At 66.7% G+C, this 18285-nt stretch carries 10 protein-coding genes; 7 read left to right on the top strand and 3 right to left on the bottom strand.

All coding sequences use genetic code 11. The annotated features are described in order from the left end of the window. Window positions 1–500: 500 nt before the first annotated feature. Complete coding sequence (locus EJV47_RS11835; protein WP_126693356.1) at window positions 501–1577, top strand: sensor histidine kinase; 1077 nt, start codon at window positions 501–503, stop codon at window positions 1575–1577. Window positions 1578–1651: 74 nt separating this feature from the next. Then, window positions 1652–2365 (top strand): LytR/AlgR family response regulator transcription factor, encoded by a 714-nt coding sequence (locus tag EJV47_RS11830; RefSeq protein ID WP_126693355.1) that lies wholly within the window; start codon window positions 1652–1654, stop codon window positions 2363–2365. A 230-nt stretch (window positions 2366–2595) separates the two neighbouring features. On the opposite strand, the gene EJV47_RS11825 is transcribed toward EJV47_RS11830, so the two are convergent. Genes EJV47_RS11825 through EJV47_RS11815 form a run of 3 tightly spaced genes read right to left on the bottom strand, consistent with a single transcriptional unit; the run spans window position 2596 to window position 4948 of the window. Beyond that, window positions 2596–3012, bottom strand: coding sequence for a hypothetical protein (locus tag EJV47_RS11825; RefSeq protein WP_126693354.1), 417 nt, complete (start codon window positions 3010–3012; stop codon window positions 2596–2598). Further along, window positions 2915–3268, bottom strand: coding sequence for a hypothetical protein (locus EJV47_RS11820; RefSeq protein WP_126693353.1), 354 nt, complete (start codon window positions 3266–3268; stop codon window positions 2915–2917). Before EJV47_RS11820 ends, EJV47_RS11825 begins: the two co-directional genes overlap by 98 nt. Before the next feature lie 33 nt (window positions 3269–3301). Further along, a complete protein-coding gene (locus tag EJV47_RS11815) occupies window positions 3302–4948 on the bottom strand; it encodes a hypothetical protein (RefSeq protein ID WP_126693352.1) in 1647 nt (548 codons plus the stop codon). Between the two features lie 376 nt (window positions 4949–5324). Between EJV47_RS11815 and EJV47_RS11810 the strand changes: the two genes are divergently transcribed. From EJV47_RS11810 to EJV47_RS11790, 5 genes are all read left to right on the top strand, one after another. Next, window positions 5325–5990, top strand: coding sequence for a glycoside hydrolase family 108 protein (locus EJV47_RS11810; protein ID WP_126693351.1), 666 nt, complete (start codon window positions 5325–5327; stop codon window positions 5988–5990). 213 nt (window positions 5991–6203) lie between these two features. Further along, a complete protein-coding gene (locus tag EJV47_RS11805; protein WP_126693350.1) occupies window positions 6204–10361 on the top strand; it encodes a hypothetical protein in 4158 nt (1385 codons plus the stop codon). 86 nt (window positions 10362–10447) lie between these two features. Beyond that, complete coding sequence (locus EJV47_RS11800) at window positions 10448–12535, top strand: tail fiber domain-containing protein (RefSeq protein WP_126693349.1); 2088 nt, start codon at window positions 10448–10450, stop codon at window positions 12533–12535. Next, window positions 12535–13767 carry a ComEC/Rec2 family competence protein gene (locus EJV47_RS11795; protein ID WP_126693348.1) on the top strand — a complete coding sequence of 411 codons (1233 nt, stop codon included), beginning with the start codon at window positions 12535–12537 and terminating at the stop codon, window positions 13765–13767. Before EJV47_RS11800 ends, EJV47_RS11795 begins: the two co-directional genes overlap by 1 nt. A gap of 31 nt (window positions 13768–13798) precedes the next feature. After that, window positions 13799–18256, top strand: coding sequence for a DUF6603 domain-containing protein (locus tag EJV47_RS11790; RefSeq protein ID WP_126693347.1), 4458 nt, complete (start codon window positions 13799–13801; stop codon window positions 18254–18256). The last annotated feature ends 29 nt before the right edge of the window (window positions 18257–18285 follow it).

Raw genomic sequence — 18285 nt, 5'->3', positions numbered from 1 at the left:
AGCGGAGCACTGGCTCTAACCCACAAGGTCGAGGCCGAAGCCCCGCATTTAGGGATGGTAGGTGACTCCGCTTCCTTGGCTGGCTACCCAGAAGATAGGGCAGTGCAATCATACAAGGGGTGGTTGAAAAACTAGCATTAGAAATTACTGTCTAGAGTCAGCACGCGAGATGTCTCGACAAGCTCGACATGACGTTCCACATGGGTCGTTCAACTGGTAATCAACCACCCCTAGCCCCTCCTCAACTGAGGAGGGGAACTAGCCTTAGCTAGCCTGCGGCGGACAGTTGTATTAGATGATGAGGTTTGGCTACGTTCTAGACAACAGCGCCCCGGACCGCCGCTAGCCGGCTCGTCCCATTTTTCCGGGGCTTCGTCACATCTGCTTCCGGTGGGACAGGTGGCGGCGGTAATCTTGTTTCAGCAACCCGGCCCGCCCGCCCGCTACCGCGCCGGAGCCGAATCGTTGCTGATTCTCCCACTGCTTTTCCGCCCGCTGCCATGCTCCGCGACTCCGCCCTTGCCCACCGTCTCCGCGCCCTGCTGGGCAGCCCCGGGGAAACCGGTCCCACCGCCCGCCGCCGCCTGCTGCGCGACGCGCTGCTGGCCCTGGTGCTGTGGGGGCTGGGCATGCTGCTGCTACTGCCAGCCGAAAACGGGCCGCTGCTGCTGTTCTGGTTTTTGCTGCTCGTGTCGGGGCAGCTGCTGCACCGGCTCAGCTCCATCATCCTGATTCCGAGCGTGTGGGGGCGGCGCCGGGCCTGGTGGCATTACCTGTGGCGCTACGCCCTGGTGATAGTGGGCACGGCCTGGGTGCTGGGCGTGTTCATCGGGGCGGTGCTGCTGCAGGATGGGGAGGCCGGGGTCGGGTATGCCTGCGCCTACCTCGCCTTTCACCTCGGGCTGACGGGCCAGCTGAGCTGGCTGCTGTTTCGCTGGCGCAACCGCGAGCAGCAGGCGCTGGAAGGGCTGCAGCAGGAGCTGGGGCAGTCGGAAGCCAGCCTGGATTTGCTTCGCTCTCAGATCAATCCGCACTTTCTGTTCAACGTGCTGAACACGCTCTACGGCACGGCCCTGCAGGAAAACGCCGACCGCACCGCCCAGGGCATTCAGATGCTGGGCGACATGATGCGCTTCATGCTGCACGAAAACCACCAACCGCGCATCCTGCTGGCCCGCGAAATCGAGTACCTGCGCAACTACATCGAGCTGCAGAGCCTGCGCACCGCCACCTCGCCCGACATCAGCCTCGAAACCCACCTGGCCGAGGTGCCCACCGGCGAGTACATTGCGCCCATGCTGCTGATTCCCTTCGTGGAAAACGCCTTCAAGCACGGCATCAGCCTGCAGCGCAAGTCCTGGATCAAAACCACGCTGCACTGCGAAGGCCGCCGCCTGTACTTCGACGTGTACAACAGCACCCACCCGCGGCGCGAGGGCGAAAGAATGCCCGAGGACTCCGGCATCGGGCTGGCCAACGTGCGGCAGCGCCTGCAGCTGCTCTACCCCGGCCGCCACGAGCTGGTAATCCGCGAAACGCTCGGGGAATACTTCGTGCACCTCACCCTGGAGCTCTGATGGTAGCCACCGCCGCCCGGGCCGCGGTATCTTCGCCCCCGAGTCCGCCTTCCCGCCCACTTGCCCGCCCCCGCATGCGCGCCATTGCCATCGACGACGAACCCGTAGCCCTGGAAGTGGTGCGCGCCCTGGCCGCCAAAGTGCCCTTCGTGGCGCTGCAGGCCACGTTTACCGACGCGTTTCAGGGCCTGGCCTACCTGCAGCAGGAGCCCGTGGATCTGCTGTTCGTCGACATCAATATGCCCGATATCAGCGGGCTGGAGCTGGTGGGCAGCCTGCCGCAGAAGCCGCTGGTCATCTTCACCACCGCCTACGCCGAGCACGCCGTGTCGGGCTTCGAGCTGGACGCGGTGGACTACCTGCTCAAGCCCTTCTCGCTGGCGCGCTTCGTGAAAGCCTGCAACAAGGCCCACGAGCTGCTGCAGCTGCGCCGCCAGAGCTCCGCGCCCGTCCCGCCCCCCGCGCCGGTGGTCGACTACCTCTTCCTCAAAACCGGCTACGAGCAGGTAAAGGTGCGCTTCGACGACATTCTGTACCTGGAAGCGGCCGGCAACTACATCACCTTCGTGCTGACGGGCCAGCGCCTGCTCACCCGCATGACCTTCCACGAGGTGCAGGAGCTGCTGCCGCGCGGGCAGTTTATCCGCATTCACCGCTCCTACATCGTGGCCCGCCACCGCATCGACCGGATTGAACGCCACCAGGTGCGCGTCGGCGCGGCGAACCTGCCCGTGGGCGCTTCTTACCTGGCGGATTTGCAGCTGGCCGGGCCGGGCGCGGCGGAGTAGTTTGGCTCCGCTGAAGCTGTGCAAGAAGTGTCATCCTGAGCGCAGCGAAGGACCTTATCACGTGTGAACGAGTCGTCACAACGATTGTCGTTCATGCGTGCTAAGGTCCTTCGCTGCGCTCAGGATGACGGGCATTTTGTCGCGAATCGACTGCCCGCCAAGCTTCGCTCAACAAAGCACGCGAGATGTCTCGACAAGCTCGACATGACGGGCTGGCGAAGCGCCAAAACTTACCCCGCGGCAATGACGGCCAGCACGGCGCTCAGGCCGACGAGCAGGGCAATGATGACGCCGCGCTTGCGGGCTTTGCTGCGCCACTCGGTTTTCTCGGCGGTTTCGGAGGTGAGCAGCTGCTGCTGGTCGCTGAGGCTTTTCTGGTAGGAGCGGCCCACGTCCTGCTGCAGGGCGGCGGCGCGCTGCAGGCTGTCGGCGGAGCGGCGGTAGGCACCGGCCGCGAGGCGCCACTGCCGGGCCTCCTGCCGCACCACGGGCAACACCCGCAGGCTGTCCTCAATCTTGGCCGCCTGCGCCACCGACAGCGTGACCGACTTAGTAGTCTGACAGTTCGCGCTGGAGCTCGTCAGCAGAAGTGTCAGCAGCAGCGCGCTGGCGGCTGCGGCGGTGGAGGCGGAGGGCGTTTTCTTCATCTTGCTGGCCTTCGTGGTAGAGGGTTTGGGCCGTGGAGTCGGCCCGGACGATTTGCAGGGAGTCGCGGCGGCGGCGGACCTCCTGCTGGCTCATATCCTGGCGGAGGGCTTTCTTTTCGCGGTTGGTCAGAATCAGGCTGTTGCCGTCGGCATCGGTGGGGCGGCGCACGTACCAGAAGGCCAGCAGCAGCAGCAGAAGCAGCCCCAGGATGGCCAGCCAGGCAACGGGCTTTTTCAGCAATGCGGCTAAGTTCATAGGAAGTAGAAAAGCGGGGGAGGAGAACAGAACTCAGGCCTTACCGGCCGGCAGCGGCGCGTCGGAGCCAGCCGGGTCGGGCGGGGGCAAATCGAACACGACGTGGTGAGCCGGGGGCGGCGGGGCAATGGTCGGCATCGGCGGTAAGGTTTGGGCCGGTACGGGCGGCGGCGCGGCGGCCGGGGCCGAAGCTGGCGGTGCGTAGGCCCCGGCAGCGGCGGGTGGGGCGGCGTAAACCGGGGCCGCGGGCGGCGGGGCAAACGTGGGCGCGGCTGGAGCCGCCGGGCTGGGCATGGGTGGCGGAGGCGCGGTGCCAAACCCAGGAGCGGCCGGAGCGGGCGGCGGGTAAACGGGCGCGGCTGGTGCGCCGTAAACCGGCGCCGTCGGCGCAGGATAAACCGGCGCGGCGCCGGACGGCATTATCGGCGTGCCGGGGGCGGCGAACTGGCTGGGCAGGCCCGCGCTGCCGAGGGCGGCGTTGTCCTGCTTCTGGCCCTGCCATTTCAGGCCCAGGTAGGTGGCGCTGCTGATGGCCAGCAGCAGGGTTTCGTTGTTGTCCCACTCCGGCAGGGCCACCGTCTTGTACACCGTGCGCACGAAAAAGTAGCCCAGCAGCAGCGTAATGACCACTTTCTGCAGGCGGTTGATGCTCACGCCCTGCTCGTCGGACAGCAGATCGGCGAGGAAGCCGCGGCTGGGGCGCAGCGGCTCATTGGCCTGTAGTTTGGCTTTGTCGCCCACGTCGAGCAGGCCGCTGATGCCGGTGGTGCCGGCGCTGATGCCCAGCAACGAGAGGGTGGTCATGCTGATGTTGGTCATTTCGCCCGTCACGCAGTAAATGACCAGGTAGCAGCTCATAATCAGGAAGGTCCAGAACGCCAGCTGGGTTTTGGCCAGGCTGAAGGGCGGCGTGAGCGTGCCATTGGCCGCCAGCTGCTCGTAGGCCGCGGCGCTGGGCTTGGTTTCCCACTCGCGCAGCATCCAGGAGCGGTGGGCCAGCAGCAGAATGCCCAGCGCCAGCAGCCCCGTACCGATGCCGGCCACCCACAACGAGCTGGGCTGAATCAGCTCCAGGCGCACGTTGTTGGGGTGGTTGGGGTAGAGCTCCGTAAACACGCGGTCCTCGTAGCCCAGCCCGATTTTGCCCGGGTGCGAGTAGTCCCAGGGCGAGTCGTACACGATGTCCCAGTAGCGGTAGTTGTCGGGCGTGCGCACCAGCTTGAAGATGACCTTGTCGCGCACGGCAATGGGGTCGTCGTCGCCGGGGCCGGTGGCCGCGTCGCCGGTGGAGGAAATGACCAGCGTGGAATCGGAAGCGGCGGCAATGCTGGAGTCGGGCGCGGCGGTTTCGTCGGCGTACACGGCCAGGGGCGGCAGCCCGATGAGCGGCGCGTCGTCGATGTAGAGCACCAGGCTGTGGGACTTCTGGTGGGCCTTCTGCGGGTCGAAGCCGCGCTTGACGAGGTTGGCTTCCTCGGCCTCCATCCACTGCCCCAGGCCGGTGACTTCGAGGGTGATGGTGCTGCCGAGCTTGAACACCGAGTCCTGGCTTTCGTCGGCCGTGTCGTGGATGCGCTGAATGACCGGGTGCTGGGCCCGGGCGGCGGGGGCGGCCAGCAAGAGCAGCCCGGCCGCCAGGAACATCAGACGGAAATAAAAACGGGTAAAGCGTGGGGGCATATCAATCCCGAAACGGGCGGCGAGGATAAGAGCAATGACGCGGGCAACATACAGGAGTCGGGAGGCAAAACCCGACAAAAAGCAGTGAAACCGGCTAATCCGTAAGTCAACGTCGCAATCCGGTATGTTGCCCGCCAACAACTAAGGTAGCAGGTCCGTAGCGCGGTTTTTCATCCCATTTTGGGACTGAGTATCGATGGGCTTGAATATTCTTTAAGTTGGCATACCAAGCGGCGCCGTTCACATACCAGCCGGCCGGGCTTCACCACATTTCCCGGCCCGGGAAGCCCGAATCGAGGCAGTTTCACCCCGCCGGTTCGCCCCGGGCCGGGCTTCGTTGTTTTTCCTGCTTATCCCATTTTTTTCCCCGCGTACTATGGCTGACTTCAACCACTACTATCCCACGCTGCTGGCCAACGAAGGCGGCTACTGCCACGACCCGCTCGACCCGGGCGGCGAAACCTACCGCGGCATTGCCCGGGCCTCCAATCCGCACTGGGCCGGCTGGCCGGTGGTCGACGGCATCCGCAACCACGTAACGGCCGCGCACCCGGTGCCCCACACCGAGTGGCACGCCGTGAGCCGGGCCCTGGAAGCCGACGCGGCCCTGAACCAGTCGGTGGAAGCCTTCTACAAAGCCGCCTACTGGAATCCGCTCAATCTCGACCTGGTGCACACCCAGGCCATTGCCGACCAGCTGGCCGACCACGGCGTGAATGCCGGCACCGCCCGCCCCGCCAAGATGCTGCAGTACCTGCTGGCTTCGGAGTTCGGGGCCCAGCTGGTGGTCGACGGCAAGGTGGGCGCGCACACTATTGCCGCCCTCAACGCGGTCGACCAGAGCGCCTTTTACAGCCGCTTTATTGCCATGCGCCGGGCTTTCTACGCCTACCGCGCCGGCTCCTACACCGCCGCCGAAGCGCAGGCGCTGGCGCCATGGCACCAGTTTTTTCACCAGCACCTGGGCCTGAACACCGACGTGCGGATGCAGAAATACCTGGCCAGCTGGATGGGCCGCACCCACGAGCAGTTCACGGCTTGAGTTTAGGGTATGAGGGTATGGGGGTAGGAGGGTAGGAGTCTTTTGGGTAGAAAGGTAAAAGGGTACGGGGGGAGGAGTGGGGCAGTAGCGCCCTTACTTCCTCCCGTCTGCAAACCTGTACCCTTTAACTAGCCCTGCCAGACTTATTCCCTGACAACTCTTACCCTCACACCCGCCTACCCTCATACCCTTACAACACCCCACTATCCCCGTATGAAACAGGCTTTGCTGGTGCCCGTGCAGCTGGAGGCGCTTTTTCTGGCCCATCCGACCCCCATGCGCGAAGGCCTGGCCGACTACACCGGCCTGCCCTACTCCGACGGGCAGCAGGACTACAACCCCGACGTGCCCTTCCTGGGCGAGCAGGTGCTCACGCCGCCCCTGCAGGAGCCCAACCTGGTGCTGCCCGCCGGCCTGCACCTGCACTGGTACCTGCCCGGCGTGCTCACCCGCACCTTCAGCCCCCGCGCCGACGCGCCGCCTCTGCAGGCCGGCCAGCTGCCGCCCCGCACCATGCCCGCCGCCCCCGACCGGTGGCTGGTGACGCGCTACCGCCAGGGCCAGCCGGAGAAAAGCTGGCTGATTGAGGGGGACGTGCTCAGCCGCGAGGGCCCCGATAACGGCATGGTGCGCTGCCACGTGCCCTTCTACAGCGGCGACCCGCGCAGCCCCGACCAGCCCTTCCGCTTCCTGGGCCGGGTCAGGGAGCTGGACGGCCAGTGGCAGCGCAACGCCCCGCTCGACGGCGAGCGGCTCGATTACCTCACCGCCGTGGGCTACGAGCCCCAGCCCGGCGCCACCGGCTACGGCGAGCCGACGTTTGCCGCCTTCTACCCGCACTGCAGCTCCGTGTTCGGCTTTTACGACCACGAGGTGGACGAGCCGGCCGCCCAGTCAGGGCAGCTGAGCTACCAGGTGCTGGGCTTCTACGGCCGCCCCGCCCACGACTACCTCAGCACGTTCATTGCCGATTTTGTGGCCCAGCCGCTGGCCGCGCCCCTCAGCCCGCGCGCCTTCCACGAGCAGCTCGTGGCGGCCCTGGCGCGGGAGTTCAGTTGGGAGCTGGCCTTCGATACCAGCGCGCTGCCCGACGACAAGACGCAGGCCGCGTTCAGCGTCGACGACGTGCAGCTGCCCACGCAGAGCCTGTTTTCGGCCCGCATCGAGGTGCAGCTGAGCCGCAAAACGGAAGTGGTGCCCTACAAAGTAGCGGTGGGCAACACCGGCACCGAGGCGCTGTCGGCTTTCCTGGCCGACCACCTGCCCGGCGACAAAAGCCTGCTGGAGGAGCAGCTGGAAGCCGTGCAGCTCACGGCCACGCTCAGCAACCGCAGCCTCGACCTCGGTGCCAAATTCCAGGAGGCCCGCCACGAAAAGGGCTTTGCCGCCCTGCCCGGCGAAACGCACTGGACCGTGGTGGTGCGCTCCACCGACAACACCCAGCCCGACGGCCCCGACGAAGTGGTGACCGAGCAGGCCCTGGCCGCCGCCGAGCTGCAGCTGCTCAACACCCTGCAGCGCCGCTACGAAAAAGCCGGCCTCGACCTCGACGCCTGGCAGCGCCACCTCTTCGCCGACTGGACCAAGTACATGCTCTGCGCCTACCCGCCCCACGACAGCCCGGACGCCTACCCGGACGTGGACGAGGCCCGGCGCTACATCGAGGAGGAGTACCTCGCGCCCATGACGCGGCTGCGGGCCGTGATGGGCACCCTGCTGGTGCAGCGCAACGAGCGGGGTCACCTGCTGCGCGCTGCCCCTAGCCCCGGCGACGTCGACAGCCTGGCCGCCCAGCTCAGCGCCCAGATCAACCGGGTAACGCAGCTGGTGGCCGACGCCAACACGAAGGGGCAGATCGACAAAACCAACAAGGAATACGCCCTCAAGCCCCTGGCTGGTCCGCGCTACTGGCGCCCCAACGACCCGGTGGTGCTGCTGGCCCGCCCCGGCGCGGCCAACTCCGGCGCCCCCGTCGAAGGCCGCGACCCGCGCGCCACGCTGCAGTGCCTGAGCCTGCCCGCCGGCCCCGGCTTCGACCCCGCCCAGCTCGACGCCCCGGGCCTGCTGCAAGCGCAGGCGCAGGCGGCTGGCTTCTACCAGGCCGGGCAGCTGAAGGCCACGCGCTGGCAGCAGAACCCCTGGCAGCCATTTTTGCTGGAATGGGAAACCGAGCTGTTTCCGCACGTGGCGGCCGGCAACCTCGCCACCAAGGACAAAAGCTACTCCCCGGACTTTATCACCCAAAACTACCGCCTCGACGAGCTGGCCACGGATTTCAGCCTGCGCGCCGACGCCCCCGAGGCCCCGGCCGACGGCGAAGTGGCCACCGTGTACCGCGGCCTGTCGATTCTGACGCCCGGGGCCGGCCTCAAGCTGGGCGCCGATGTGCGCGCCTACCTCAGCAGCTGGCTGAAAACCGACCTGCCGGCCCGCTTCTACGCCGCCACCAAGGTGCCCGACACGGACATCAGCCCCGGCTACCTGGAAAAGCACCTGGCCGCTTTCGGCAGCTGGCTGCAGCCGCTGGTGCCCGGCCTGGCCGCCCTGCCCGCCGCCGACGACCCCAACGTGGGCGCGGCCCTCGACGCCTGGTGGACCGCCAGCTACGACCAGCTCACGGCCTGGTACCTGGGCCAAACGGGGCCGGCCGCGCCGCCGGATGCGGTGCTGAACCTGCTGCGGGCCCAGCAGCAGCTCGGGCAGTGGCAGTGCCTGGCGCAGTCGTTGGGCGGCTTCAACGAGGCGCTGCTCATGCGCCAGCAGGCCCGGCAGCTGGAAGTGGCCGACCCGCTGGGCTTCGCCGAGTACCAGGACTTCACCGACCAGGTGCGGGCCGCCGGCGCCGGCCGCAGCACCAGCGCCCCGCTGCCCCTCAACGACTTTATGCCCCTGCGCTCCGGCTACCTGAAGCTGCTGGGCCTGCGCCTGGTCGACAACTTCGGGCAGGTGCTCGACGTGGCTGGCCTCGACCAGGGCATGGTGGCCAGTGAGCCGCTGCGCGACCCGCTGCACCCCGACCGCGTGGCCCTGCGCCCCCGCCTGAGCCAGGCCGCCCGCCTTAACCTGCGCTGGCTCTCGGCCCGCGACGGGGCCGAGGAAACCAACTACCACCCCGACACCAACCCCATCTGCGGCTGGCTGCTGCCCAACTACCTCGACAGCAGCCTCAACTTCTACGACGCCGATGGCCAGCCCCTGGGCGCCCTCACGCCCAATCCCGACGCGCCCTGGCAAAGCGCCCCCGGCAGCCCCAGCCCCGTCACCATCGACCACATCGATAATCCGCACCTGCGGGCGGTGGCCCAGTCGCTCTACAACCAGCAGACCGACAGCCTGCAAACCAGCGGCGGCCGGTTTCTGCAGCAGTTCATCGACACGCTGGAGAGCGGGCTGGAAAACATTGCCCCCGAAAACTTCGCCCAGCACGCCGACCTGGCCCTGCTGATGGGCCGCCCGGTGGCGGTGGTGCGGGTGGCGCTGGACCTGCAGCTGCAGGGGCACCCGGCCCGGCACCAGGGCTGGAACGTGTTCATCAAAGCCCTGCAGGGCGCCGCGGCCGAAACCGACAACTTCGAGCTGGTGGAGTTTCCGGTGCGGCTGGGGGAGCACCGCCAGCTCAACGACGGCCTGCTGGGCTACTGGCCCGAGGACCTCGACGGCCGGCTCGGGCCGGTGTTCTACAGCCCGGTGGCCAGCAGCCCGGCCGAGGCCAGCGCGCTGCCGCCCGGCATCCGGGTGTACGAGGAGGGCGGCGAGCCGCTGAACGTGGGCGTGCGGGTCCAGGGCGAGGCCCAGAACTACACCCTGCTGCTGGACCCGCGCGGCAAGCTGCACGCCACCGCCGGCATCGTGCCCACCAAGGTTATCGACATTCCGGCCAGCCAGTACGGCCCCGCCCTGCGCAACATCGCCGTGACCTTCCTGGTGACCCCGCTGCTCAGCGACCCGGGCAAAACCCGCATCAACCTGCCCACGGAGGCGGGCTTCAACTGGAGCTGGCTGGAGCAGACGGCCCCGGCCCAGTGGCGCGAGCTGACCCGCCAGGCCGTCATCAGCCGCACGGTGTTCGACGAGAAGCTGCCCGACCCGGCCGGGCTGTGGGCCGCCTTGCTGGCCGCCGGCTGGCTGCAACCCCTGCCCGAGCGCCCCGGCGTGGCCGCCATCGTGCCCAAGGACCAGCGCCCTAAAATCGTGGCGCCCGACCCGCTGGCGGCCGTAGCCGAGTCCGTCGACCAGGTATTCGACGCCTACGGTCAGCGCCTGCAGCCCATGAGCACCACGGCCACGTTTGCGGCGCCCCAGGTTATCCGGGAAGGCTGGCTGCGGCTCAGCCCCGAGCCGGCGCCCGCACCCGAGCCCGCCGGCAGCTAATCGGCCGGCCCCTTTTTCCCCTGTCACATCCCGCTTACGGCGCCGGGCCCCTGGCGCTGCTACCGCCTAATCTTCGTCATCTTCTTATGAGTACGCTGCTGCAGCTCCAGACCCGCAAAACCCTTCCCCTCGATTTCACGCTCCGCAACGAGCAGTCCTTGGCCGTGCTCTACATCCTGGACACGCCCGGCGGCCAGAGCCTGACGCTGGAGCTGACCAATACGGCCGGCGAGTCGCTGGACCTGCTGGCCCCGGCCCCGGATGCGGCCCGGCCCTACCACTTCGAGCTGGTGTTCCGGCCCGGCGTGCTCAACGAGGCCACGCTCCCGAGCCTGACGCTCAAGGATGGCACCAAAGCCACCTTCAGCCAGGCCAAAAACACCGACGGCACCGTGGCCCTGCGCCTGACCGTGCCGGCCCAGACGCTGGCCAAGGGCGATAAGCTCACCTTCACGCTGCAGCACGTGGAGCCCGACGGCCGCCTGGGCAGCCGCGGCACCCGGGTGCTGCTGCGCTACGCCAACGCGCAGGTGCACGGCGCGGGCGTGGTCATCAGCGGCTTCCGCGAGACGCACCTGAACATCGTCACCCACGTGGGCAAGCCCACCATTCCGCTGCACCTGGGCGTGGTGGGCAACGACAAAGTGCTCAATACCGGCACCCCGAACGACCCCAAACACCCGCTGACCATGCGCGTCAGCAACGTGTCGAGGACGGATACCATCCAGCCCGCTGACAAAGCCGTCTTCTACCTCTCGTTCGATACCGGCGAGAAGGCCGAGGAGTGGGCCCTGGGCACCGCCGACCAGGTAAAAGCCATCCAGGTTGCCTACGGCAGCCACGACAACTGGAAGGGCGCCGGCCAGCCCGGCAGCGACGTGACCCTGGGCCTGCACTGGACGATTCCGGTGCCCGAGCTGAAGCCCGGCGAGTACCTCGACATCCGGTTGGACAAGATCCTGACCATGCACCCGGCCGGGCTGACCAACGTGTACCTGCGCTACGAGAACGTGCCCGGCTACTGGGACGGGCAGCTCACGACGCAGCTGGAAAAGTCGCCGCTGGTGTACGCGGGCACCAATGTGGGCATTGGTACGACGGCGCCGGGCCAGAAACTGGAAGTGGCCGGCGTGGTGTACACCAACGGGGAGAGTTCGGGCTTTATTACCGATGCGGGCAATGCCAGCCGGGTGGGTCTGCTGAAATACTTCGGGCGCGAAGGCGGCATCTGGCGCACCAAGGCGCAAAGTTTTGAAATCGGGCGGGTAAACGCCGACGTGCTGCCCGGTACGCCCAGCACCTGGACCACCGACTTGTTTGTGAGTGGCACGGGCGCGGTAGGTATCGGTACCACCAAGCCCACCGAGCAGGTGCAGATTGGCGACTCGGAAACCAGCAAGACGCCCACCTACCTGGCCGTGCAGGCGGTCGACGGCGTGGCGGCCGGCGTGAAGCTGCGCCACGGCGGCGAGGATACCGGCTACGACATTACGAGCGACAACAAAACCCTCAACATCACCAGCAACAAGCACGAGGCGGCCCAGGTGCGGTTCAGCGGGCAGAAGCACGCCATGGAGGTGGTCATCGAGGCCGATACCGACAACAACGGCGGCGACACGCCCATCCTGACGTTTACGACCCAGGCAGGTAGCGTGAAGGGCCAAGTGGGCTTTCTGGGCGCCGGGCACAAGTCGTTTTCCATGGTCAACTACGCCAGCCAGACTTCGGTGGAACTGAACGAAAACGGAAACGCCCACCTGATGAGCCGCACCACCCTGCTGGCCGTGCAGGGCGACGGCAACGTGTGCATCTACCGCGTGGGCAACGGCAACGCGGTGTGGTGCACCGGGACCAATATTTCCGATATCCGCCTCAAAACCGACATCGAGCCCATTGCCAGCCCGCTGCAGCGGCTCAGCGAGTTGCGCGGCATTTCCTTCCGCTGGAAAGATACCGCCATCGGCAAGGAGCGGGAGCTGGGCCTGGTGGCGCAGGAGGTGGAGCAGGCCTTCCCGGAGCTGATGCACCGCGTGGAGGGTCAGGACATGAAAATGGTGCAGTACGAGAAGTTTGTGCCGGTGCTCATCGAAGCCATGAAGGAGCAGCAGCAGCAGATTGCGCAGCTGCAGCAGCAGCTCAACCGGCTTTTGCAGGCCACTAACGCCCCGCAGTAATGGCCGCCTTTACGTTCATCTTCGTGGAAATGGGGCAGGGCGACTGTACGCTGGTGCAGTGCCCCGACGGACGGGTGGTGGTGGTGGACTGCGGCTCGACCAACGCCAAGGAAGCCAACGACAAGTACTGGATTCAGGCCTACCTGCAGCTGCGCACCTGGACGCGCACCCGCAGCAACAAGATTGACGCCCTGATCCTGACCCACCCCGACGCCGACCACCACAACCAGGTCGTGACCTTCTTCCAGGCCCTGACGTGGAGCGGCAACGTGACGCTGCCCGACGGGACGGTCCTCACCAAGCCCGCGGGCGGCAAGGTCGACATCGACACCATCTACGTCAGCAACGCCGTGTCCGACACCTCGCCGCTGGGCCACTACACCGGCGCGGCGCTGAACACCAACGTCTACAGCCACTACTTCAACACCTCCACGGTGTACGAGGTAACCAGCAACACGACCAAGAGCAAGGGCAACGTGCTCAAGCGCTGGACCAAGGCCAGCAACTTCGGTACGCTGGCCGGCACGCAGTCCATTACGGGCAACAAGGTGAACGTGCTGTCGGGCGGCACCGGCGCGCAAAGCTGGTCGATTGACATCCTGGCCGGCAACGTGCCCGGCGGCTACGGCAAAGTGAAAGACCTGGCCACCGAGGACAACGCCCGCAGCCTGATTACGCTGTTTACGATGGGCACGCGCAAGGTGCTGCTGTGCGGCGACGCCACGCTCAGCACCGAAAAGTTCCTGCTCGATGCCCACGCGGCCACCATCAGCGACGTGGATTTGATTATGGTGCCCCACCACGGCAGCGCCTACGCCTCGGGCTGGGACTTCGTGAAGAAAACCAACCCCTCGGCCGGCGTGGTCAGCGTGGGCTTTCTGGAGCACAGCTTCCGGCTGCCGCGCTACAGCATTCTGGAACGGTGGCTGGAAACCATCGAGAAGAAAGGCGCCACCATTGCCGACCACGACATCGACTACTGGGAGCTAATCGATTTTGACGAGGTGGATGAGCAGTACAACAAGTGGGTGGCCAGCAGCCAGAAAGTGGCCTGGAACGACTCCAAAACCTTCTGCTACCTGCTCAACCCGGGCAACAAGGCCTTTGCCCTCTACAAGCTGCAGAAAGCCGGCATGTGGCTGTACCGCGAAACCGTCAACTCCCCGCTGACCATGACCTCACAGAAAACCCAGGTGTACCAGCTCAGCAGCGCCGGCGTGAGCCTGCAGTAACTGCTTATTCCTCCTTGCTATTCCCGTTTCTATGAGCAGCCTCTCCCTCGCCACTTTCAAGCAGCTGCTGGCCGACGCGCAGCAGGCCGGCGCCTTTTCGCTGGATCTGACGCAGCTGCAGTCGGCCGCCGTCAGCCAGCTGGCCCAGGACTACCTGCCCGCGCAGCCCCTGCAGCTGGCCGCCCCCGTCACCGTAAGCACCGCCGCCGACGGGGCGCAGGTGACGGTGAGCGGCACCGGCACGGCCGGCTGGCTGGCCAAAGCCGGCGTAACGGCCCAGTTCACCTACGCCGACAACGCCGACGTGGCCCTGCAGCTGACCGTGACGGCCCCAGAGGGCTGGTCGTTCGGCGCGGGCTTCCCCACGCTGCAGGGTACGGTGCTGGAAAACTTTGCCTTCGTGGCCGGCCAGCCGTCCGTGCTGCAGCTCGCCTCGGCCGCCCTCGACGCGGGGCTGACGTTTACGGCGGCGCTGGACCTGCAGAAGCTGTCGGGCGGGCTGGCCGAGCTGCTGGGGCTGAGCAACCAGACGTTCACCGGCTTTTTCCGCTGCGCAAAGAATGGTACCGCCATTCAGCAGGTGGAGCTGGATTCGCCCGTCATTGCCCAGACGGACCTGAAGATTTTTGCGGTGCAGGACACCAGCTTCAAGGTGGGCAGCAACATCACGTACGACTTCCTGGCCAAGGAGACGCACGCCGTACCCTACGTGGTCTTCGCCACCAGCATTCCGTTCTCGGCCCAGGGCCAGCAGCACACCCTGCCGCTGACGGCCACCGTGTACGACTTCGGCCGCAGCCTGCGCTTCGAGGCCGACGTGACGGGCGTGGCCAGCGCCGCCCTCGACGAGATAGTGGCCCTGGCCAAAAACTTCCCCGTGGACATTCCGAGCGTCGTTCCGCCCGATTTCCACCTCGAAGACGTGCTGCAGTTCCGCGGCTTCTTCTTCGATATTGACTTCAGCAACCCCAACAAGCTCGCCCTCATCGGCTTCGACATCGGCAGCGCCTCGCCCTGGACGCTGCTGCACCTGAGCGCCGCCAAGCAGGACATTGCCCTGACCAACGTGCTGCTGCAGTTCCGGCTCAACGACCCGCTGGGCGCCAAGCTGCCCTGGGCCAGCCTCGGCGGTGACATCGTGCTGGGGCAGGCCGGCGTCATCGAAGCCGGGGCCACTTACCCCGAGTTCAGCGTGCACGGCGGGCTGAAAGACGAGGCGCTGCTGCACTTCAGCGAGCTGCTGGGCAGCCTGCTCGGCCCCAGCACGGCGGAGCTGCCGCTGATTGACGTGACCACGCTCAACTTCGCGTTTGCCAAGGGCAACTACGCCTTTGATGCCGAGGTGGAGGGCTACATGCCCCTGGGCAGCCTGCCGCTGGCCATCGAGGACATCCGCTTCGGCGTGGCCTACACCCCCGAGAAGCTGACGGGCGTGCTGGCGGGCATCATCAATGTGGCCGGCGTCGACGTGCTGCTGTCGGCCACCTACGCCGGGGCCGGGCTGGGCTGGCAGTTTCTGGGCGCCACCGGCACCGGGCAGGCCATTCCCATCGGCACGTTGATGAAGGACGTGGCCGACCGCTTCGGGGTGGGCGAGGACCTGCCCCCGGCCCTGACGGGCCTCACCGTGGACAACGTGACGGTGACACTCGACACCAAAACCAACGACTCGACCTTCAGCTGCGAGCTGCAGTTCCCGGTGCAGGGCCAGACCACGGTGGACCTGACCCTGGACATTGCCCTCACCCACGTCGACGGCAAGTTCGAGAAGACCTTCAAAGGCCGCCTGACGCTGGCCGGCCGGCAGTTCGACCTCGATTTCAGCACCGGCGGAACCGACACCATTTTCTGGGGCGACTACGAGAATACCGCCGGGCAGGAGCTGGCCGTCAGCGACCTGCTGCGCCTGCTCCTGCCCGCCGACGACAGCCTGCTCACCGAAACCCAGGACCTGCGCTTCAACCTCAAGGACGCCTTTGCCGGCTACCTGAAGGGCACTGACGAAGGCGCCGTGGCCAAGTGGCTGCTGGGCCTCGACATGGAGTTTGGGGCCGACCTGACGGCCCTGCCGCTGGTGGGCCAGTACATTCCCAAGGACGAGGCGCTGCGCCTGGTGTTCCAGCCGCGCATTGCCACCCAGGAGTTCCTGCAGGCCGACGTGACGGCCCTCAAAGACCTGCTCGGCGACGCGGCCATCGTGCTGCCCGATGCCTTCAGCAAGGGCCTGCTGCTGCAAATCGAGCTGAGCCTGGGTACCGTGGTCATTCCCATGGCCTTGCCCATCGGCCTGAAGCAGGGGCAGCTGGCCGACGACCCCACGAAGGCGCCCGCGCCGCCCGCCGGTACCACGCCCGCCCCGGCCGAAAAAGCCACCTGGTTTAACCTGCAGAAGTCGTTCGGGCCGCTGCAGCTGCAGCGCGTGGGCGTGCAGTACGAAAGCGGCCTGCTCACTTTTCTGCTCGACGGGGGCTTCTCGGTGGCGGGCCTCACCGTCTCGCTCGTGGGCCTGTCGGCCTCGGCCCAGCTGCACCCGTTCGCGCTGTCGTTCGGGCTGCAGGGCCTGGGCATTGAGTTCAAGAGCGGGCCGGTGGAAATCGGCGGGGCCTTCCTGGCGAAGCACTACACCGACAGCCAGGGCAACCCCTACACCGAGTACAGCGGGGCGGTGCAGATCAAGGCGGAGGAGTTTTCCCTCGCGGCCGTGGGCGCCTACGCCAACTACGAGGGGCACCCGTCCATGTTCGTCTACGGCGTGCTCGACGTGCCGCTGGGCGGGCCGGCCTTCTTCTTCGTGACCGGGCTGGCCGCCGGCTTCGGCTTCAACCGCGCCCTGCAGGTGCCCGGCATCGATAAGGTGGCGCAGTTTCCGCTGGTGAGCCTAGCCGCGGGCGGCGCCGGCGCCGCCAAGCCGAGCCTGGCTACGATGCTGGAGCAGCTGCACAGCTACATTCCGCCGGCCGTGGGCGAGTATTTCCTGGCCGTGGGCATCAAGTTCACTTCCTTCAAGCTCATCGACTCGTTTGCCCTGCTCGTGGTGAGCTTCGGCTCCGATTTCGAGCTGGATTTGCTGGGCCTCTCCACCCTGGTGCTGCCGGCCCAGACGGGCGGGGCCGTGCCGCCGCTGGCCGAGGTGCAGATGGCCCTGAAAGCCAGCTTCGTACCGGCCATCGGCTTTGTGGGCGTGGAAGCCAAGCTCACCAGCGCCTCCTTCCTGTTCTCGCGCGACTGTCACCTCACCGGCGGCTTCGCGTTCTACTGCTGGTTTGCCGGCCCGCACCAGGACGACTTCGCCGTGACGCTGGGCGGCTACCACCCCAGCTACCAGCGGCCCGCGCACTTCCCGGTGGTCGATAAGCTGGGCTTCAACTGGGTTATTACCAGTCAGCTCAGCATCAAGGGCGACGCGTACTTTGCCCTGGTGCCCTCGGCCGTCATGGCCGGCACCCACCTGAGCGCGGTGTGGGAAGATGGCAGCCTGCGCGCCTGGTTTAACGCCGGCGCCGACTTCATCATCGCCTGGAAGCCCTACCACTACGACGCGAGCATGTACGTGGACATGGGCGTGTCGTACACCTACCACTTCTTCGGCACCCACCACATCAGCGTCGACGTGGGCGCCGACCTGCACATCTGGGGGCCGGAATTCGCCGGCAAGGCCCACGTGCACCTCTGGATTGTCACCTTCGACGTGCGCTTCGGCAGCAGCAGCTCCCAGCAGCCCAGCCCGATTTCGTGGCCGGAGTTCAGCCAGTCGTTCCTGCCCGACCACAATACCGTGTGCAGCCTGGCCGTGCAGCGGGGCCTGGTGAAAAAGGACGGCGACGGCGCCGATGCCCACCCGGTCGTCAACCCCAAGGACATGGTCCTGGGCTTCAATTCCCTGGTGCCCCTGAAATCGGCCAAGCAGCAAACCGCGGCCCAAACCACCGCCGACCTGTCGCTCAACGGCGCGGCCACCAACTGGGGCGTGGGGCCGATGGGCTTGCCGGCCGTTCTGGTGGGCTCGGAGGCCGTCGTGACGGTGAAGCGCGGCAACGATTACGTGACCGAGGGCCTGCGGCTCGAACCGGTGACCAAGGGCGTGCCGGTGGGCTTGTGGGGGCAGTCGGTGAGTCCCGCCATCAACGGCGCCCGGCTCATCGACGGGGCTGCCTGCGGCTTCACCATCAGCTGCAGCCCGCCCAAGGAGCCCGCCGAAACGGCCTTTATCGACCGCGCCGAGCTGGAATTAGAGCCCGAAGACATATCCAGTCCGGCCTGGCAGTGGAGCACGATGCCCGCCTTCAACGCCACCGCGGCCGAGCAGCAATTCAACGCCCCCAGCCAGGAAACCGCCCGCCGCGACTACCTGCGCACGCACCTCGAAACGCTGCAGGCCGGGCGCGCGGAGCTGCTGCGGCAGCTGGGCTTCACCGCGCCCATCTTCCCCGATAAGTCCTTGGCCGACGCCTTCGTAGTGGCCCCGCAGTTTGCCGAAGCCCTGAGCTAAGCCCGTTTGTTCCTGATTCTCGCCCGCTT

This window comes from Hymenobacter gummosus, assembly GCF_003970915.1.
Classification (GTDB): domain Bacteria; phylum Bacteroidota; class Bacteroidia; order Cytophagales; family Hymenobacteraceae; genus Solirubrum; species Solirubrum gummosum.
Note: the sequence above shows the minus strand (reverse complement) of the source record. Positions and strands in the feature narration are given on the sequence as shown.